Origin of the sequence: Streptomyces fildesensis, from assembly GCF_016107395.1 — a bacterium.
In the GTDB taxonomy this organism is placed as follows: Bacteria; Actinomycetota; Actinomycetes; order Streptomycetales; family Streptomycetaceae; genus Actinacidiphila; species Actinacidiphila fildesensis.
Genome location: NZ_JAAIKO010000005.1, coordinates 177,773 through 193,377 on the forward strand (window position 1 = coordinate 177,773; position 15,605 = coordinate 193,377).

The following is a 15,605-nucleotide window of genomic DNA, read 5'->3' on the forward strand; positions in this document are numbered from 1 at the left end:
TGCCCGCCGCCTGCTCGGCGGCGGGCACGGAACCGGGGGCGTCAGCCGAGGAAGCCCAGAGCGCCCAGTGCCCCGACTCCACCGAGCAGGAAGAACGCCGGGGTGAGCACCTTGATCTCGACCCAGCTGCCGGCCCGGAACCGCATGAACTTCGGCGGCCCCATCGGGTACCAGCGCTTGCGGCCTATCGGGATGGGCCACAGGATCGGGCAGCCGGACACGGTCAGGGCGTCGCCGATGCAGTGCACGAGCGAGCCCAGCACGATCGGGATGCCGATCCACAGATAGTGCTGGCCGGGCTCGGTGAAGAGCCAGTCCTTGCCGTTGCCCGGGTCGTCCAGGACATCGGCCAGGACCCAGGCGCCGGTCGCCCCGAGAAGCCAGACCAGCACATCGCTGGAGGCACGGGCCTGGCGCCACAGCAGACCCTCGACGGCCAGCACCATATGGACGAAGAGGATGCCGAGCACCGCCCAGCGCCCGCCGAAGAGCGCCGCCGCCGAGCAGGCGCCGCCGATCAGGGCGGCCCACAGCCAGGTGTGCGTCAGGGTGCGGTGGCCGCCGGTACGGCGCGGGTCGCCCTTCATACGGGTGGCCTTGTAGGTGGCGTACGACAGCTTGTCGATGATCTCGCACAGCGCTTTGGAGATGGGCCCGAAAGCACGCGATATGGTCGCCGCCTTGTGGTCCAGGTCCGGAGCGAGAGCGGCGCCGGCGCAGATCAGGGCGCCGACGACAAGCGTCGGCCACGGCATGGGGTGGTCGAGCGCGGCCGCGCCCGCCCCCACCCCCAGCCATGCCGCCGCTCCGGAAAGTGAATGTGCCGGTCCCATCATGTGTGGTGCCCCGCCCCTTTCGGCCCGCCCGCAGGCGGAGTTGACGCCCAGTCGACGGCACACCATACCGTTGGCGATCTTCCGTATTACCGCCGGTTCCGCCGCGGGGCCCGAAGCCAGGCAAGATGGTGGGGTGACCCTCATTGATCAGCTGCCTCCCGAGGCCGACCCCGATGCCCTGTACGAAGCCTTCTCGACCTGGGCGGAGAGCCAGGGCATCACCCTCTACCCCGCTCAGGAGGAGGCGCTGATCGAGGTCGTCTCCGGGGCGAACGTGATCCTTTCGACCCCGACCGGCTCCGGGAAGAGCCTGGTCGCGGCGGGGGCGCACTTCGCCGCGCTGGCGAAGGACCAGGTCACCTTCTACACCGCTCCGATCAAGGCGCTGGTGTCGGAGAAGTTCTTCGACCTCTGCAAGCTCTTCGGCACCGAGAACGTCGGCATGCTGACCGGCGACGCCTCGGTGAACGCGGACGCACCGGTCATCTGCTGCACGGCCGAGGTGCTCGCCTCGATAGCGCTGCGCGACGGCCGGAACGCCGATGTCGGCCAGGTCGTCATGGACGAGTTCCACTTCTACGCGGAACCGGACCGCGGCTGGGCCTGGCAGATCCCGCTGCTGGAGCTTCCGCAGGCCCAGTTCGTGCTGATGTCCGCGACCCTCGGCGACATGTCCCGCTTCGAGGAGGACCTCACCCGCCGCACGGGACGCCCGACGACCGTCGTGCGTTCCGCGACCCGGCCGGTGCCGCTCTCCTACGAGTACGTGACGACACCACTGACGGAGACGCTGACGGAGCTGCTGGAGACCCGACAGTCGCCCGTCTACATCGTGCACTTCACCCAGGCGGCGGCCGTCGAGCGGGCGCAGGCACTGATGAGCATCAACATGTGCACACGCGCCGAGAAGGACGCCATCGCCGACCTGATCGGCAATTTCCGCTTCACCACCACCTTCGGCCGCAATCTCTCCCGGTTCGTCCGGCACGGCATCGGCGTGCACCACGCGGGCATGCTGCCGAAGTACCGGCGGCTGGTGGAGAAGCTCGCGCAGGCGGGCCTGCTGAAGGTCATCTGCGGTACTGACACCCTCGGTGTCGGCGTCAACGTGCCGATCAGGACCGTGCTCTTCACCGCCCTGACGAAGTACGACGGCACACGGGTCCGCACCCTGCGGGCCCGGGAGTTCCACCAGATCGCCGGGCGGGCCGGCCGTGCCGGGTTCGACACCGCGGGCTTCGTCGTCGCGCAGGCGCCCGAGCACGTCATCGAGAACAAGAAGGCCGTCGCCAAGGCCGGGGACGACCCGAAGAAGCTCCGCAAGGTGGTCCGCAAGAAGGCTCCCGAGGGCTTCGTCAACTGGTCCGACGCGACCTTCGAGAAGCTGATCGCCTCCGACCCCGAGCCGCTCACCTCCCGCTTCCGGGTCACCCACACCATGCTGCTGTCGGTGATCGCCCGGCCGGGCAACGCCTTCGAGGCGATGCGGCACCTGCTGGAGGACAACCACGAGTCGCGGCGCAACCAGCTGCGGCACATCCGGCGGGCCATCGCCATCTACCGTTCCCTCGAGGCGGGCGGCGTCGTGGAGCGGCTGGCCGAACCGGACGCGGAGGGCCGCATCGTCCGGCTCACCGTCGACCTCCAGTCGGACTTCGCGCTGAACCAGCCACTGTCGACGTTCGCGCTGGCCTCCTTCGAGCTGCTCGACAAGGAGTCGCCGTCGTACGCCCTGGACATGGTCTCCGTCGTCGAGTCCACGCTCGACGACCCCCGCCAGATCCTGGCCGCGCAGCAGAACAAGGCGCGCGGTGAGGCGATCGGGCTGATGAAGGCCGACGGGGTCGAGTACGAGGAGCGGATGGAGCGGCTGCAGGAGGTCACGTACCCCAAGCCGCTGGAGGAACTGCTCTCCCACGCCTACGGCATCTACCGGCAGAGCCACCCGTGGGTGGGCGACCACCCGCTGTCCCCCAAGTCGATCGTGCGCGACATGTACGAGCGCGCCATGACGTTCTCCGAGTTCACCTCGCACTACGAACTGGCCCGCACCGAGGGGATCGTGCTGCGCTACCTGGCGGGCGCGTACAAGGCCCTGGAACACACCGTCCCGGACGATCTGAAGTCCGAGGACCTCCAGGACCTGACCGCGTGGCTCGGCGAGCTGGTGCGCCAGGTCGACTCCAGCCTGCTGGACGAGTGGGAGCAGCTCGCCAACCCCGAGGTCGAGACGGCCGAGCAGGCCGCCGAACGCGCCGACCAGGTCAAGCCGGTCACCGCCAACGCCCGAGCCTTCCGGGTGCTGGTGCGCAACGCCATGTTCCGCCGGGTCGAGCTGGCGGCGCTGGAGAAGTACAACGTGCTGGCCGAGCTGGACGCCGAGTCGGGCTGGGACGCCGACGCGTGGGCGGAGGCGATGGACGCGTACTGGGACGAGTACGACGACCTGGGCACCGGCCCCGACGCCCGCGGCCCGAAGCTGCTGCAGATCGAGGAGCAGCCGGAGCACGCGCTCTGGCGGGTCCGCCAGACGTTCGCGGACCCCAACGGCGACCATGGCTGGGGTATCTCCGCCGAGGTCGATCTGGCAGCTTCCGACGAGGAGGGCCGGGCGATCATCCGTGTGACGACCGTCGGCGAGCTGTGACCGGGCACGACACGAGGGAGTTCCGATGACCAACCCCGCCGAGCGGCTGGTGGATCTGCTCGACCTGGAGCGGATCGAGGAGAACATCTTCCGCGGCCGCAGCCCCGAGGAGCGGCTGCAGCGGGTGTTCGGCGGGCAGGTCGCGGGGCAGGCACTGGTCGCGGCCGGCCGCACCACGGACGGCGAGCGGCCGGTGCACTCGCTGCACGCGTACTTCCTGCGGCCCGGCCGGCCGGGTGTGCCGATCGTGTACCAGGTCGAACGGGTGCGTGACGGCCGGTCGTTCACCACCCGGCGGGTGGTGGCGATCCAGCAGGGTCGCACGATCTTCAATCTGACCGCCTCCTTCCATCAGCCGGAACCGGGCTTCGAGCACCAGATCCCGATGCCCGATGTACCCGAGCCCGAGAGTCTCCCGAAGCTGGGCGACGAGCTGCGCGAGCATCTGGGGGTACTGCCCGAGTCGCTGGAGCGGATGGCCCGCCGCCAGCCGTTCGACATCCGCTACGTCGAGCGGTTGCGCTGGACGCCCGAGGAGATCGAGGGCGCCGAACCGCGCAGCGCGGTGTGGATGCGCGCGGTGGGACCGCTGGGCGACGATCCGCTGGTGCACACGTGCGCGCTCACGTACGCGAGCGACATGATGCTGCTCGACGCGGTGCGGGTACCGGTCGAACCGCTGTGGGGCCCCCGCGGCTTCGACATGGCCTCCCTCGACCACGCGATGTGGTTCCACCGCCCCTTCCGCACCGACGAGTGGTTCCTCTACGAGCAGGAGTCCCCGATCGCGACCGGCGCCCGCGGCCTGGCCCGCGGCCAGATCTACGACCGCTCGGGCCGGCTGCTGGTCTCCGTGATGCAGGAAGGGCTCTTCCGCAAGATCGGCGGCTGACCAGCACCCCACGCGGCGGCGGCAGGCGGCAGCAGGCGCCGCCGTTCAGGGACGCCGGAACAGCTTCTTCCGGCGGCGGGTCCCCGCGCTGTCCCCGGGCCGCTGCAACCGCCAGCCCCGGCGCGGGCGCGGCTCCGGCCCACGCTCGGAACACGGCTCCGGCGCAGGTTCCGGCCGCGGCCGCAACTGCGGTTCGCGCTCGGGTTCGTGGTCGGGTTCGTGCTCGGGACCCGGCCCCGGCTCCGGCTCCGGTCCCACTGCAGGGGCCGGGCGTGGCTCCCGCTCCGCGGCCGGTGCCGGGCGGGGGGCCGGACGGGCCTGCCGGGCGCGGTCGAGAGCCTCGGCCAGGGAGAGCCGGGCCAGGGCGATCTCGTCCGGATGGTCCGCGGTGACCGCCGCGTCGATCAGTTCACGGGAGGCGAACTCTCCGGGCCTGCCCGGTGGCAGACCGGACCGCAACCTGCGCAGATAGGCCCGTTCGTACAGATCCGGCACCACCTCGGCCGCGCCGTCGGTGCCGAGCAGCGCCGCCCAGACCGCCGCCTCCTCCCAGGCGTCGGCCGCGTCCCGCACCAACTGCCCGGCCCTGCGGGCCCGCCAGCCACGTGCCCGGTGGTCCGCGCCGTCATCCAGAGCGCCACGCAGCGTTACCGGCAGCCTGCCGTGCAGCGCTTCAGGATGGTCCCGGGCGTACTGCCCGATCTCGTCGGCCAGATACATCCAGACGACGGCCCGGTAGCGGTTGACGTACCAGCGGACCGGCCGGATGAAGCCGCCCTTCGCCAGCTTGACGAAGCGGTCGCGGCTGACCCCGATGAGCTCCGCTCCATCGCCGCTGCCGACCACGCGCAGCCGGTCGCGCAGCGCCTGCGGGAAGCCCTCGGCCGCTCGCAGCCGGTCGACCTCCTCGCGCATGACGCGCCTGCGGCCCGGCCCGGCCGGTACGGCCCGGACCTCGCCGAGCTGGACGGCCAGCTCGAACTCCCCCGTTTCCAGTTCCAGTTCTTCCCTGGCCCGGTTCATCCCGAGCGCTTCGCCCGCCGGCGCCCCGCCCGCAGGCGATTCCTTACCGACTGCCGCTGCCGCTGCCGCTGCGACGGCGACCCCGACCGCGAGTGACTCCCGTACCACCATGACTTCCCCCACCGCCTCGACTACTGACAGTGACGAATGTAGCGCAGCCCGATGACCCAACCACGTGGCCTGTGGATAACTCCGCCCCCACCGGCACACCGCCTGCGGCAGCAAACATCAACGGCCCGCAGGCTCACCCTCCGGTAGGCGTGATCCCTGGCTGCCGGGGCGCGACCCCGAGGTGCTCGCCCACCCGGTGCACGAGCAGCGTCATCTCATAGGCGACCTGCCCGACGTCGGCCTCCATACCGCTCAGCACCGACAGACAACTGCCGTCGCCGGCCGCGGTCACGAAGAGGTAGCCCTCGTCGAACTCCACCATCGTCTGGCGCACTCCACCGACCCGGAACTGCCGGCCGGCACCCTTCGCAAGGCTGTGGAACCCGGACGAAACGGCCGCCAGATGCTCGGCCGTCGGCCGGTCCAGACTGCCGCTGGCCCCGGTCACCAGGCCGTCGTTGGACAGTACGAGCGCGTGCTGCACATGCGGCACCCGCTCCGTCAGGTCGTCCAACAGCCATGCGAGTCCATTGCCCACCGTCATTCCCGGCCTCCCCGTATCGACTGCGGTACGAGACTGTCCTGAACAGCGCGCTACGGCAAGTCCCCATCGGGTCACGACCGGCATCGGTATCCGGCAGCGGGCCCCACCGGGATGGCCTGCCCGCCCTCACCAACAGCCCCCACCAACAGACCTCACCAATAACCCCACCAGCGGCCCCACCGGTGGGTCCCGTCAGCCGACCCGTCGCAGCTGACGCTCGGCGTGCATCCGTTCGGCGTGCTCGACCAGGGCGATGAGCACGTCCTTGCCGGATTCACGGTCCCGCGCGTCGCACAGCACGACCGGCGTCCCCTCCGTCAGGTCCAGGGCCCGTGAGACGTCCTCGGGCCGGTAGGAGCGCGCGCCGGAGAAGCAGTTGACGCCGACCGCGAAGGGGATGCCGCGGTGCTCGAAGAAGTCGACTGCGGGGAAGCAGTCCTCCAGCCGGCGGGTGTCGGCCAGCACGACGGCGCCCAGCGCGCCGTGGGACAGCTCGTCCCACAGAAACCAGAAACGATCCTGCCCAGGGGTGCCGAAGAGATAGAGCGACAGCCCCGCCCGGATCGTGATCCGCCCGAAGTCCATGGCGACCGTGGTGGTGGTCTTGCGTTCCACCCCACCGGTGTCGTCCACTCCCCGGCCCGCCTCGCTGAGCGATTCCTCGGTGCGCAGCGGCCGGATCTCGCTGACGGCTCCCACCAGGGTGGTCTTGCCGACCCCGAAGCCGCCCGCGACCAGAATCTTCAACGCCAGCGCGGGCTCATCACGCCTGCCCGGTTGTTCAGAGCGCCCGAAGTCCATCGATCACCTCTCGCAGAATGTCTTCGCCGGGAAGTTCGGCGGGCGCCACCGGCCGGCGCACCCGGACCCATCCCAGCGTGAGCAGGTCGCCCAGCAGGACGCGTACGACGCCCACCGGCAGGTCGGAGTCGGCCGCGATCTCCGCGACCGACAGCGGATCGGTCCGGCACAGGGCGAGGATCGTGCCGTGTTCCGGGGCCAGGGCCGGGTCGCCTGCGGCGCCGGGCTCCGCGCCCGGTTCGGCGACGACCTGCGCGATCAGGTCGAGATGCGCGCTGCCGCCGTCTCCCCGGGTCCGGCCGCCGGTCAGGGCGTAGGGACGGACCATCGGGCCCGCCTCGTCGTCGTACCAGCGGCCGTCCATCCGTGCTCAGCCGCCTGCCGTGGTGTCGGAGTCCGGCCGGGCGGGCGTCCGCAGATGCTCGCCGACCTGTTTGACGAGCCGGGCCATCTCGTAGGCGACCAGCCCGACGTCGGCCCCGGCGGTCGCGAAGACCGCGAGGCACGACCCCTCGCCCGCGGCGGCCACGAAGAGGAAGCCGCCGTCCAGTTCGACCATGGTCTGCCGTACGTCACCGGCGGCGAAATGCCGGCCGGCGCCCTTGGCTAGGCTGTGGAATCCGGACGCGACCGCCGCCAGATGCTCGGCGTCCTCGCGGCTCAGCGCCCGTGAGGCGCCCACCGCCAGACCGTCGTTGGACAGGACCACGGCGTGCCGCACCCCGGCCGCCCGGTCCGTCAGCTCGTCCAGCAGCCAGTCCAGCCGGCCGGAACGGTTCGCCTCGATCATGCCGGGTCTCCCTCGTTCGACGCCGGGCGGCCGGCCGGACGGCCACCGCCGCGCGCCCAACCGCTGCGGTACGCGGTCATGATGGCGCGGATCTGCTCAGGAGTACGCCCGCCCGCGTCCTCCGACTCACCGTCCGACCCGTTGCCCGGCGCATGGCCGTCCCGCTCCGGAGCGGGTCGCTCCAGCAGTTGCGGGGCGAGGTTCGCCTTCCGTACCCGGCGCGGCAGATCGTCGTCGCCGTGCGCGGTGCCGTTCGCCGCCGGACCCACGGGGGCGGCCGGTGCGGCAGGACCGGCAGGGCCGTCCGGACCCGGCGGCGGATGCGCGGACGAGGCGGCGGACCCGCGGACCACGACCGGCTCCGCGGACCCGTCGTCCCGCTCGTCGCCGTTCCCCAGCCCCTTGCCGTTCCCGAAAGCTCTACCGTTTCCCGACGCCTTCCCGTTCTCCAACGCCCTGCCGTTCCGCGACTCCGCACCGTTCCGCGACGGAAGCGGCCGGACGACGACCGGGTCCTCGCGGTGGGCGCGCTGGGCGCGGTTGCGCTCGGCGGCGCGGCGGGCGGGGGCCGGGTCGGGAACGTAGCGCTCGATGAGCGCGGTGGGCAGCAGCACGACGGCCGTCGTCCCGCCGTACGGGGACGGGCGCAGCGAGACCTTGACGTCGTGCCGGGCGGCGAGCCTGCTCACCACGAACAGCCCGAGCCGGTCGCTGTCGAACAGGTCCAGTGCCTGGGCGCGGGCGATCCGCCGGTTGGCCTCTTCGAGCGCCCCGCCGCCCATGCCCAGCCCGCGGTCCTCGACCTCCAGCACATATCCGTTGCCGACCTGTTCACCGCTGATCCGCACCTTGGTGTGCGGCGGCGAGAACTGGGTGGCGTTCTCGACGAGTTCGGCGATCAGGTGGGTGAGGTCGGCGACCGCGCCGCCGATGACGGCGGCCTGCGGCAGCCGCCGCACCTCGACGCGCGCGTAGTCCTCCACCTCGGCGACCGCGGCCCGCACCACGTTCTGCAGGGGCACCGGCCGGCGCCAGGCCCGGCCAGGGGCCGCGCCGGACAGGATGATCAGGCCTTCGGCGTGCCGGCGCATGCGGGTGGTGAGGTGGTCGAGCCGGAACAGGTCCTCCAGCTCGCCGGGGTCCTCCGTACGCCGCTCCATGCTGTCCAGCAGCGCGAGTTGGCGGTGGACGAGGACCTGGCTGCGGCGCGCGAGGTTGACGAAGACCCCCGTGACGCCGCTGAGCAGCTCGGCGCGTTCGACGGCGGCGGTGAGCGCGGCACGGTGGACGGTCCGCAGCGCCTCGCCGACCTGGCCGATCTCGTCCGCGCCATGGGTGCCCTGCGGCGCCTCGGCGTCCAGGTCGATCTCCTCGCCCGCGCGCAGCCGGCGCATGGCGGACGGCAGCTTGCGGCGGGCGAGTTCCAGTGCGGTGTTGCGCAGTTCGACGAGTTCGGTGACCAGGGCGCGCCCGATCCGCACCGAGACGATCAGCGAGACGATGACGGCGAGCAGGCCGAGCAGCACCGCCGCACCGGAGGTGCTCGCCAGCCCCCGGATGATCGGGTCGGTGCCGGACGAGGCGGCCGCCGCGCCGCCCGCCGGGTTGTCGATGGCGCGCAGTCCGCCGATGACCGGTCCGGAGGCCGCCGTCCAGGTGCCCGCGGGCGCGGCGGCCGCGGCGCGCGGCCCTGGGTCGGCGCGCAGCACCCCGTCCTCCACGCCGAGCAGTGCGCTGTACGGTGCGGAGCCGCTCAGCCTCTCCCAGGACGAGCGGCCGCCGCCCCCCAGGTCACCGGCCGAGGCGTCGAGCAGCAGCCGCCGGGCCTGTACGGCACCGGTGAAGTCGCGGTAGCGCGGGCCGTCCAGGGTGCCGGTGAGTTCCGCGACGGAGATCAGGGCGTCCTCACGGGCGAGCATCTCGCCCGCCCGCCCGAACTCCAGGGCGACACGGCTGCCGGAGGTCAGGACCGGGTCGGAGCCGGCGGTCAGTACGCCGATGGCGGAGAAGGCGTTCTCGATCGCGTCGCAGTAGCCGCGGTACGTCTCGTCCCAGCCGGCGCTGCGGGCCGTGACCCGTGCCCGCAGCGCGCGCAGCCCGGTCACGCCGTCGATGAACGTCCGCAGCCGGGGCGCGACGTCCGAGGGCAGCCCGATGCCGTCGGCGATCGTGTGGCTGCTCCCCTGCCGCAGCGCGCCGGCCGTCCGGTCGGTGGTGGCGGCGGCGCTGTCGAGCTGCGCCGCGCGGGCGGCGGTCGGGGCGGCCAGGTACAGGGCGGCGGCGCGGCGTTCGGCCTGCAGAGCGGTGACGGAGGCGGCGACGGGGCCGCTGACCTCCTTCTCGACCTGCTGCGTGCGCAGCCGGCCGGAGACGTCCTGGGCGGCGTTGACGGCGGCGAAGGCCCACAGGGCCATCAGCGACACGACGGGCACCATGAGGATGGAGACGATCTTCGCCCGCACCGTCCTCGGCCGCAGCACCAGCCCCGGGACGAACCGCGACCGAACCGGCGGCCCTGCCCCGGGCCGTCGCGGACCACCGGTCCCGGCAGAAACGTTCGCTCCGGCGGAAACGTTCACCCCGGCAGGCGCGTCCGCATCCCCATCCGTCCACGACGGGACATCCGGACCCCCGGAACCCCCCGCCCGGGGTGCGCCCGCGGCCAGGGCCAGCGGTGACATCCGCTCGTCGGCGGGCGGTCCGGCATGCGCGCGGCGGCCGCGCGGAGCGCTCACGCCGCACCCTCCTGCAGCGACTGGGCCGACGCGGAGGCGGCGCTTTCACGGGCGCTCGGGGAGAGCGCGACGAACGCCGACGTCAGGAAGAGGTACGAGCCGAGGCCGACCACCAGGGGGAAGAGGAACGCGGTGGCACTCGCGCCCGGCAGCACCTCGGACGACGGAAGGACCGTCACCCGCACGGCGAACATCCCCGTGTAGTGCATGCTGCTCACCGCCGCGCCCATCACCAGCGACGCCCCGGCCACGACGACCGGCCGGTGCACCGTCAGCGCCGCGTACAGCGCGGCGGTGGCGGCGGCCAGCGCGATCAGTACGGACAGCATGACGCGCACCGGGTCGTAGCCGATGGTGCCGTGCAGCCGCAGGGCCGCCATCCCGACGTAGTGCATGGCGGCGACGCCGAGTCCGGTGGCCAGGCCCCCCGCCAGCAGGGAACGGATGCGGCCCCGCCCGTAGCCGACGATGAACACACCGACGCCCACGACGGCGACGGCGATCAGCAGGCTCAGGACGGTCAGCGGCACGTTGTAGCGGATCTCGGTGCCGGAGACCCGGAAGCCGAGCATCGCGACGAAGTGCATCGTCCAGATGCCGGTGCCGAGCGCGCTGGCCGCGGTCAGCAGCCAGTTGCGCCGGGAGCGGCCGGTCGCGCCGAGCGCCCGTACGGTGCAGCGCAGGCCGAGCGTCGAGCCCACGCAGGCCATCACGTACGACAGCGTCGGGGTCAGCCAGCCGAAGCCGGCTTGGTCCATGTGTCCCATGGGTCCGGGACGCTAGCCCCGTGATGTTCGCAGTCCTTCGGGCAGTTCGGAACCCGACGGTTATTGACCGTCTCGTACGCTGATCCGGCCCCGAACGATCGCGCAACGCTCGAACGTGCGCGCAGGCGGGACGTTTCAGCCACTGCGTGGCGCATACATGATGACGCCCACTCCCACCAGGCAGACCACCGCCCCCACCACGTCGAACCGGTCGGGCCGGTAGCCGTCGGCCACCATCCCCCACACGAGCGAACCGGCGACGAACACACCGCCGTACGCGGCCAGGATCCGTCCGAACTCGGCGTCCGGCTGCAGGGTCGCGACGAACCCGTAGCACCCGAGGGCCACCACACCCGCGACCGTCCAGGCCCAGCCGCGGTGCTCGCGGACGCCCTGCCAGATCAGCCAGGCACCGCCGATCTCCAGCAGTGCGGCAAGGACGAACAGAGCGGCGGAACGCAGCGTGATCATGCGAACATGATGCATGGAGACCGAACGTGAACGAGTCCGCGAATTCTTCGCCGCCAAGGCCGTGGGCTGGGAGAAGCGCTTCCCCGACGACGGTCCCGCCTACGCGGCGGCCGTCGCGGAACTGGGCCTGCGAGCCGGCCGGTCGGCCCTCGACGTGGGCTGCGGCACCGGCCGCGCGCTGCCCCCGCTGCGAGCCGCCGTCGGCCCGGCGGGCACCGTGATCGGCGCCGATCTGACCCCGGAGATGCTGCACGAGGCGACCGCGCTCGGCCGCCACCGTTCCGGCGCGCTGATCGAGGCGGACAGCGCCCGTCTTCCGCTGCGCGACGCCTGCCTGGACGCCGTCTTCGCCGCCGGGCTGCTGCACCATCTGCCGGACGCGGCGGCCGGGCTGCGCGAGTTCGCCCGGGTCACCCGGCCCGGCGGCCGGCTCGCGCTCTTCCACCCGATCGGCCGCGCCGCGCTCGCCGCCCGGCGCGGCCATGAGCTGCACGAGGACGACGTCCGCGCGAAGCCCAACCTCCCCCCGCTGCTGACCGACGCGGGCTGGGAGCTGACGGTGTACGACGACTCCGAGGACCGGTACCTGGCCGTGGCTACGCGGGTGAACTGACCGCTGCCGAACCGGCCCCGGCGATCACCGCGGCGAACGCCTCGGGGTTGTCGAACATCATGTTGTGACCGGCGGCCGCCACCGTCTCGACCCCGACACCCGCAGCCACCAGTTCCGCCCGGCCGTCGACGTCCGGGCTCAACTCCCCCACCAGGAAGGTGCGGGGGATGTCCATGGCCAGCAGCATCGTCCGCATCGTGGGTTCGCTGCCCCGCGCCAGCCGGGTGGCGGTGCGGTGCAGCGCCACCGGGTCGGCGAGCCGCATCGTGGCTCCCCAGATCGGGCCCACCCGCTCCAGCACGGCGGCGAATCCACCGCCGTCCACGAACTCCCGCTCCTCGTACCGCGCGATACCGCTGCTGCCGGCTCCGACCGGCGGGTTCGGGTCGAGGTTGGCCTCGGCGAGCACCAGCCGGGCCACCAGGTCCGGGCGGCGGTGCGCCAGGACGATCGCGACCGCGCCGCCCATGCTGTGCCCGACGACCTCGGCGCCGCTCACACCGGCCGCTTCCAGGACCGCGGCGACCGCGTCGGCATGCTCCTCCAGCGAGTAGCCGAAGTCCGCGGGCCGGTCGCTGATCCCGAATCCGGGCAGATCGACGAAGAGCGAGTGCCGGCCGGCGAGCGCCGGATGCGCCGCGACATGGGCGAAGTACGGCCCGGAGGCCGAGCCGAGTCCATGCAGGTACACCCGCGCGGGGCCGTTGCCGGCCGCCTCCGTCCAGCGGATGAACGGCCGCCGCTCCTCCGCCGTACCGGCCGCTCCCTGTGCCGCCGGCCCGAATTCCGTCTGCCGCATGATCTGACTCCCCTTCGTCTGCGCCGGACAACGCGTCCACCGGACGATGCGACTATACATCGGTGCCGATGTATAGCGCTATCGATGTACACCGCTGCGCGTGACGATGCGGGAGAATGCCCTCATGCTGGAGCTCGCGATCCTCGGTTTTCTGTACGACGCCTCACTGCACGGCTATGAGCTGCGCAAACGCATCGCCGCCCTCACCGGGCACGTCAAGCCCGTCGCCGAGAGCACCCTGTATCCGGCCATCAAACGACTGGAGAAGGCGGGCTGGCTCCGGCGGGAGACACAGCCCGGCGCGGTCGCCGCTCCCCGCCATGTCCTCACCCTCACCGCCGAGGGCCGCACCGAACTGCGGCGGCGGCTGGCCGAGCCCGCGGAGCTCGATCTGAGCGACGAGAACCGCTGGTTCACCCTCCTCGCGTTCCTGCGCCACCTCGACGACGCCCGCCAGGAAGCCGCGGTGCTCCGCCGCCGGCTCGCCTTCCTGGAGCAGCCCGCCAGCTTCTTCTACGACGGCGACCGGCCGGTGCGGGCCGAGGAGCTCGACGATCCCTACCGCAGGGGCGTCCTCACCATCGCCCGCGCCACCAGCCGCGCCGAACTGGACTGGCTGCGCGGCACGTTGACGGAACTGGGCGACGATCCGGGCGCGAAGTAGCGGGAACGGCCCCGGACCGGCCCTACGCCGCGGGCAGGCCGAGCAAGGTGCGGGCCATGATCTCCGGCTCGGTTCCGTGTTCCCGGGCCAGCGTCAGCACCGCGCGCTGCGCGAGCTCGTTGACGCCGAACATCAGGGCGTCCGGGGCGACTCGGCCCACGGCCTCGTCGATCCGGTCCTGGTCGTCGGCGATGCAGGCCACCACATAGGTCGCGGCCGCGTCGAACAGGTTGTGCTCCAGCGGGGCCCGGTCGCCGGGACCCGCCGGGTCGGGTGCTCGCACCGGCAGTCTGAACACGTCGCCGATCCTGTGCAGCAGGCCGGGCATGTCAATCACCTCTCCCCGTCGCCGAGTCCGCGCTCTCCCCTGGGTTATCTCCGCTGCAGCGGGCGGGAACCCGGCTTACCGGGACGGCGGTCGGTGAAGGAGAGGTCGTAGCGGGTCAGGGCGCGCACCACGGGTTCGCCGGTGGCGGCCGCGTGCGCCAGGCGTTCGCGCACCTCGCGCGGGGTCCGCGGACGGAAGCCGGGACCGCCGCAGCAGGACGTGTGGAATCCGACCCCCGCGGTGAGGAGCACGGTGAGTGCCCGCCATGCCGGGGCGTCGCTCCGGCGGGGCGCCGCGAACGCGGAGCCGGCGTGGATCAGCCCGGCCGCGCAGCGCGGGCAGCGCCGGGCCCGCTCCGGCCCGTACTCCTGCTTGTAGGAGGCGCGGCACGGGAGGCAGACGTAGTGCGTGCGGTGGACACCCATACCCCGCAGGGTAAGGGGCGCCGCGCCTCCGTTCCGAGCGGTTTTTCCTCCGGGCGGGCCCCGCTATCGACGCGGACGTTACCCGCTGGTTAAGGTGCGCGGACCGAAGAGAGGGAGGGGCCCCGTGACCGATACGGACGACTACACGCAGCAGGACGACGACGCGTTGTTCGTGCTCACGGCGGCGATGCTGACGCCGGCGCAATTCCCGAGCGTGCTCGCCGACGACTACCCGCAGGCCTGCGAGGTGCTCGGCCTGGAGCCGGCGCGGGACGGTTACGGTCTGCTCTTCGGACAGGACGGCGGCGGGGCCCGGTGGACCGTCGCGATCACCGACACGGCCCTGGTCGCGTGCGCGCTGGCGGCCTGGGACTGCGGGCTGGAGTACGACCTCTCACCGGACGAGCGCTACGTCGCCGCGGCCCTGCCGGGCTGGCCGCTGCCGGTGGCGGTCGCCGCGCCGGGTGTGCCCGATCCGCACGATCCGTCGGAGGAGGAGGGCGGCCGGCCGCCACTGGCACCGCCCGACCTGGAGACCTGGGGCGGGGCGCAACGGCGGCTGGGCGCGGACGAGATCGCACTGCGGTGGTGGGCCTGGCGCGAACAGCTCACCGATGACGCCGTCGACGAGGTGGCGGCCGGGGACGAAGCAACGACCGAGGACGCTCCGGCGCCCGAGGACGGAGCGCCCGGCGACGCGACGGCCGGTGACGCGGCGACCGGTGAGGCGACCGCACCGGACGCGGCGCCCGATGCCGAAGCCGCTACCGACGAGGCCCCTACGGACGAGGACGCCACGGGCAACGCCTCCGCCGACGAGGACGCCACGGACGACGCGGTCGGGAGCGACGACGCCGGGACCGTGGCCCTGGCCGTGCACCATGCTGGCGTGCGCCGGGCGCTGGAGAGCGCGGAGGCGTATCTCAGCTCACCGCCGCCGCCCGGACGCGTCCGGGCCGCCCATGGAGCGGTGCGCGCGGACGGGCCCGGTTGGAGCCTGGTGGCGCGGACCGACGACATGGCGTTCGTACTCCTCGACGAGGAACCGGGCGAGGTCCATCCGGTCCGGCGCGGCCCGGCGCTGCCGGCCCTGCTGGAAGCGCTGGACCGACTGGCCGCCCGGCCCGTCTGAGCGCACCGAGCCGCCCCATCGGCATCG

17 protein-coding genes are annotated in these 15,605 nt (G+C 72.6%); 5 read left to right on the top strand and 12 right to left on the bottom strand.

All coding sequences use genetic code 11. The annotated features are described in order from the left end of the window. Positions 1 to 41: 41 nt before the first annotated feature. Positions 42 to 836 (bottom strand): metal-dependent hydrolase, encoded by a 795-nt coding sequence (locus tag C6N31_RS10730; protein WP_138353097.1) that lies wholly within the window; start codon positions 834 to 836, stop codon positions 42 to 44. Between the two features lie 133 nt (positions 837 to 969). Here C6N31_RS10730 and C6N31_RS10735 point away from each other — a divergent pair, with 133 nt between their 5' ends. After that, positions 970 to 3,483, top strand: a complete 2,514-nt coding sequence (locus C6N31_RS10735) for a DEAD/DEAH box helicase (RefSeq protein ID WP_138353096.1) — start codon at positions 970 to 972, stop codon at positions 3,481 to 3,483. A 25-nt stretch (positions 3,484 to 3,508) separates the two neighbouring features. Then, positions 3,509 to 4,375 carry an acyl-CoA thioesterase gene (locus C6N31_RS10740; protein WP_138353095.1) on the top strand — a complete coding sequence of 289 codons (867 nt, stop codon included), beginning with the start codon at positions 3,509 to 3,511 and terminating at the stop codon, positions 4,373 to 4,375. A gap of 45 nt (positions 4,376 to 4,420) precedes the next feature. Here C6N31_RS10740 and C6N31_RS10745 read toward each other — a convergent pair whose 3' ends face one another. The 8 genes from C6N31_RS10745 to C6N31_RS10780 form a co-directional block, all read right to left on the bottom strand. Then, positions 4,421 to 5,509 (bottom strand): DUF6397 family protein, encoded by a 1,089-nt coding sequence (locus C6N31_RS10745; RefSeq protein ID WP_138353094.1) that lies wholly within the window; start codon positions 5,507 to 5,509, stop codon positions 4,421 to 4,423. A gap of 133 nt (positions 5,510 to 5,642) precedes the next feature. Beyond that, a complete protein-coding gene (locus tag C6N31_RS10750) occupies positions 5,643 to 6,053 on the bottom strand; it encodes a roadblock/LC7 domain-containing protein (RefSeq protein WP_138353093.1) in 411 nt (136 codons plus the stop codon). Between the two features lie 192 nt (positions 6,054 to 6,245). Further along, the gene (locus tag C6N31_RS10755; RefSeq protein ID WP_138353092.1) at positions 6,246 to 6,854 is read right to left on the bottom strand and encodes a GTP-binding protein; all 609 of its coding nucleotides are present in this window, start codon (positions 6,852 to 6,854) and stop codon (positions 6,246 to 6,248) included. Continuing rightward, positions 6,835 to 7,218, bottom strand: a complete 384-nt coding sequence (locus C6N31_RS10760) for a DUF742 domain-containing protein (protein WP_138353091.1) — start codon at positions 7,216 to 7,218, stop codon at positions 6,835 to 6,837. The genes C6N31_RS10755 and C6N31_RS10760 overlap by 20 nt, the downstream gene beginning before the upstream one ends. A 6-nt stretch (positions 7,219 to 7,224) precedes the next feature. Beyond that, positions 7,225 to 7,644 (bottom strand): roadblock/LC7 domain-containing protein, encoded by a 420-nt coding sequence (locus C6N31_RS10765; RefSeq protein WP_138353090.1) that lies wholly within the window; start codon positions 7,642 to 7,644, stop codon positions 7,225 to 7,227. After that, entirely contained in the window at positions 7,641 to 10,325 is a 2,685-nt protein-coding gene (locus C6N31_RS10770) for a sensor histidine kinase (protein WP_417791853.1), read from the bottom strand. The genes C6N31_RS10765 and C6N31_RS10770 overlap by 4 nt, the downstream gene beginning before the upstream one ends. Before the next feature lie 50 nt (positions 10,326 to 10,375). Then, positions 10,376 to 11,146, bottom strand: a complete 771-nt coding sequence (locus C6N31_RS10775; RefSeq protein ID WP_138353089.1) for an MHYT domain-containing protein — start codon at positions 11,144 to 11,146, stop codon at positions 10,376 to 10,378. A 135-nt stretch (positions 11,147 to 11,281) separates the two neighbouring features. Next, positions 11,282 to 11,617 (bottom strand): YnfA family protein, encoded by a 336-nt coding sequence (locus tag C6N31_RS10780; protein ID WP_138353088.1) that lies wholly within the window; start codon positions 11,615 to 11,617, stop codon positions 11,282 to 11,284. A gap of 13 nt (positions 11,618 to 11,630) precedes the next feature. Here C6N31_RS10780 and C6N31_RS10785 point away from each other — a divergent pair, with 13 nt between their 5' ends. Beyond that, a complete protein-coding gene (locus tag C6N31_RS10785; RefSeq protein ID WP_138353087.1) occupies positions 11,631 to 12,230 on the top strand; it encodes a class I SAM-dependent methyltransferase in 600 nt (199 codons plus the stop codon). On the opposite strand, the gene C6N31_RS10790 is transcribed toward C6N31_RS10785, so the two are convergent. Continuing rightward, entirely contained in the window at positions 12,214 to 13,029 is an 816-nt protein-coding gene (locus tag C6N31_RS10790; RefSeq protein ID WP_138353086.1) for an alpha/beta fold hydrolase, read from the bottom strand. The genes C6N31_RS10785 and C6N31_RS10790 overlap by 17 nt on opposite strands. 124 nt (positions 13,030 to 13,153) lie before the next feature. Between C6N31_RS10790 and C6N31_RS10795 the strand changes: the two genes are divergently transcribed. Beyond that, positions 13,154 to 13,693, top strand: a complete 540-nt coding sequence (locus C6N31_RS10795; RefSeq protein WP_138353129.1) for a PadR family transcriptional regulator — start codon at positions 13,154 to 13,156, stop codon at positions 13,691 to 13,693. 22 nt (positions 13,694 to 13,715) lie between these two features. Here C6N31_RS10795 and C6N31_RS10800 read toward each other — a convergent pair whose 3' ends face one another. Continuing rightward, complete coding sequence (locus C6N31_RS10800) at positions 13,716 to 14,021, bottom strand: hypothetical protein (protein WP_232485046.1); 306 nt, start codon at positions 14,019 to 14,021, stop codon at positions 13,716 to 13,718. A gap of 44 nt (positions 14,022 to 14,065) precedes the next feature. Then, a complete protein-coding gene (locus tag C6N31_RS10805) occupies positions 14,066 to 14,446 on the bottom strand; it encodes a deoxyxylulose-5-phosphate synthase (RefSeq protein ID WP_138353085.1) in 381 nt (126 codons plus the stop codon). 187 nt (positions 14,447 to 14,633) lie between these two features. Between C6N31_RS10805 and C6N31_RS10810 the strand changes: the two genes are divergently transcribed. Continuing rightward, positions 14,634 to 15,578, top strand: a complete 945-nt coding sequence (locus C6N31_RS10810) for a hypothetical protein (RefSeq protein WP_232485068.1) — start codon at positions 14,634 to 14,636, stop codon at positions 15,576 to 15,578. Positions 15,579 to 15,605 lie beyond the last annotated feature (27 nt).

Excerpts from the sequence above, each read along its gene's own strand:
- C6N31_RS10765 (WP_138353090.1), bottom strand. The coding sequence starts at position 7,644 with ATGATCGAGGCGAACCGTTCCGGCCGGCTGGACTGGCTGCTGGACGAG.
- C6N31_RS10740 (WP_138353095.1), top strand. The coding sequence starts at position 3,509 with ATGACCAACCCCGCCGAGCGGCTGGTGGATCTGCTCGACCTGGAGCGG.
- C6N31_RS10775 (WP_138353089.1), bottom strand. The coding sequence starts at position 11,146 with ATGGGACACATGGACCAAGCCGGCTTCGGCTGGCTGACCCCGACGCTG.
- C6N31_RS10760 (WP_138353091.1), bottom strand. The coding sequence starts at position 7,218 with ATGGACGGCCGCTGGTACGACGACGAGGCGGGCCCGATGGTCCGTCCC.
- C6N31_RS10730 (WP_138353097.1), bottom strand. The coding sequence starts at position 836 with ATGATGGGACCGGCACATTCACTTTCCGGAGCGGCGGCATGGCTGGGG.
- C6N31_RS10745 (WP_138353094.1), bottom strand. The coding sequence starts at position 5,509 with ATGGTGGTACGGGAGTCACTCGCGGTCGGGGTCGCCGTCGCAGCGGCA.
- C6N31_RS10810 (WP_232485068.1), top strand. The coding sequence starts at position 14,634 with ATGCTGACGCCGGCGCAATTCCCGAGCGTGCTCGCCGACGACTACCCG.
- C6N31_RS10770 (WP_417791853.1), bottom strand. The coding sequence starts at position 10,325 with ATGTCACCGCTGGCCCTGGCCGCGGGCGCACCCCGGGCGGGGGGTTCC.
- C6N31_RS10780 (WP_138353088.1), bottom strand. The coding sequence starts at position 11,617 with ATGATCACGCTGCGTTCCGCCGCTCTGTTCGTCCTTGCCGCACTGCTG.
- C6N31_RS10755 (WP_138353092.1), bottom strand. The coding sequence starts at position 6,854 with ATGGACTTCGGGCGCTCTGAACAACCGGGCAGGCGTGATGAGCCCGCG.
- C6N31_RS10785 (WP_138353087.1), top strand. The coding sequence starts at position 11,631 with ATGGAGACCGAACGTGAACGAGTCCGCGAATTCTTCGCCGCCAAGGCC.
- C6N31_RS10800 (WP_232485046.1), bottom strand. The coding sequence starts at position 14,021 with ATGCCCGGCCTGCTGCACAGGATCGGCGACGTGTTCAGACTGCCGGTG.
- C6N31_RS10750 (WP_138353093.1), bottom strand. The coding sequence starts at position 6,053 with ATGACGGTGGGCAATGGACTCGCATGGCTGTTGGACGACCTGACGGAG.
- C6N31_RS10795 (WP_138353129.1), top strand. The coding sequence starts at position 13,154 with ATGCTGGAGCTCGCGATCCTCGGTTTTCTGTACGACGCCTCACTGCAC.
- C6N31_RS10790 (WP_138353086.1), bottom strand. The coding sequence starts at position 13,029 with ATGCGGCAGACGGAATTCGGGCCGGCGGCACAGGGAGCGGCCGGTACG.
- C6N31_RS10805 (WP_138353085.1), bottom strand. The coding sequence starts at position 14,446 with ATGGGTGTCCACCGCACGCACTACGTCTGCCTCCCGTGCCGCGCCTCC.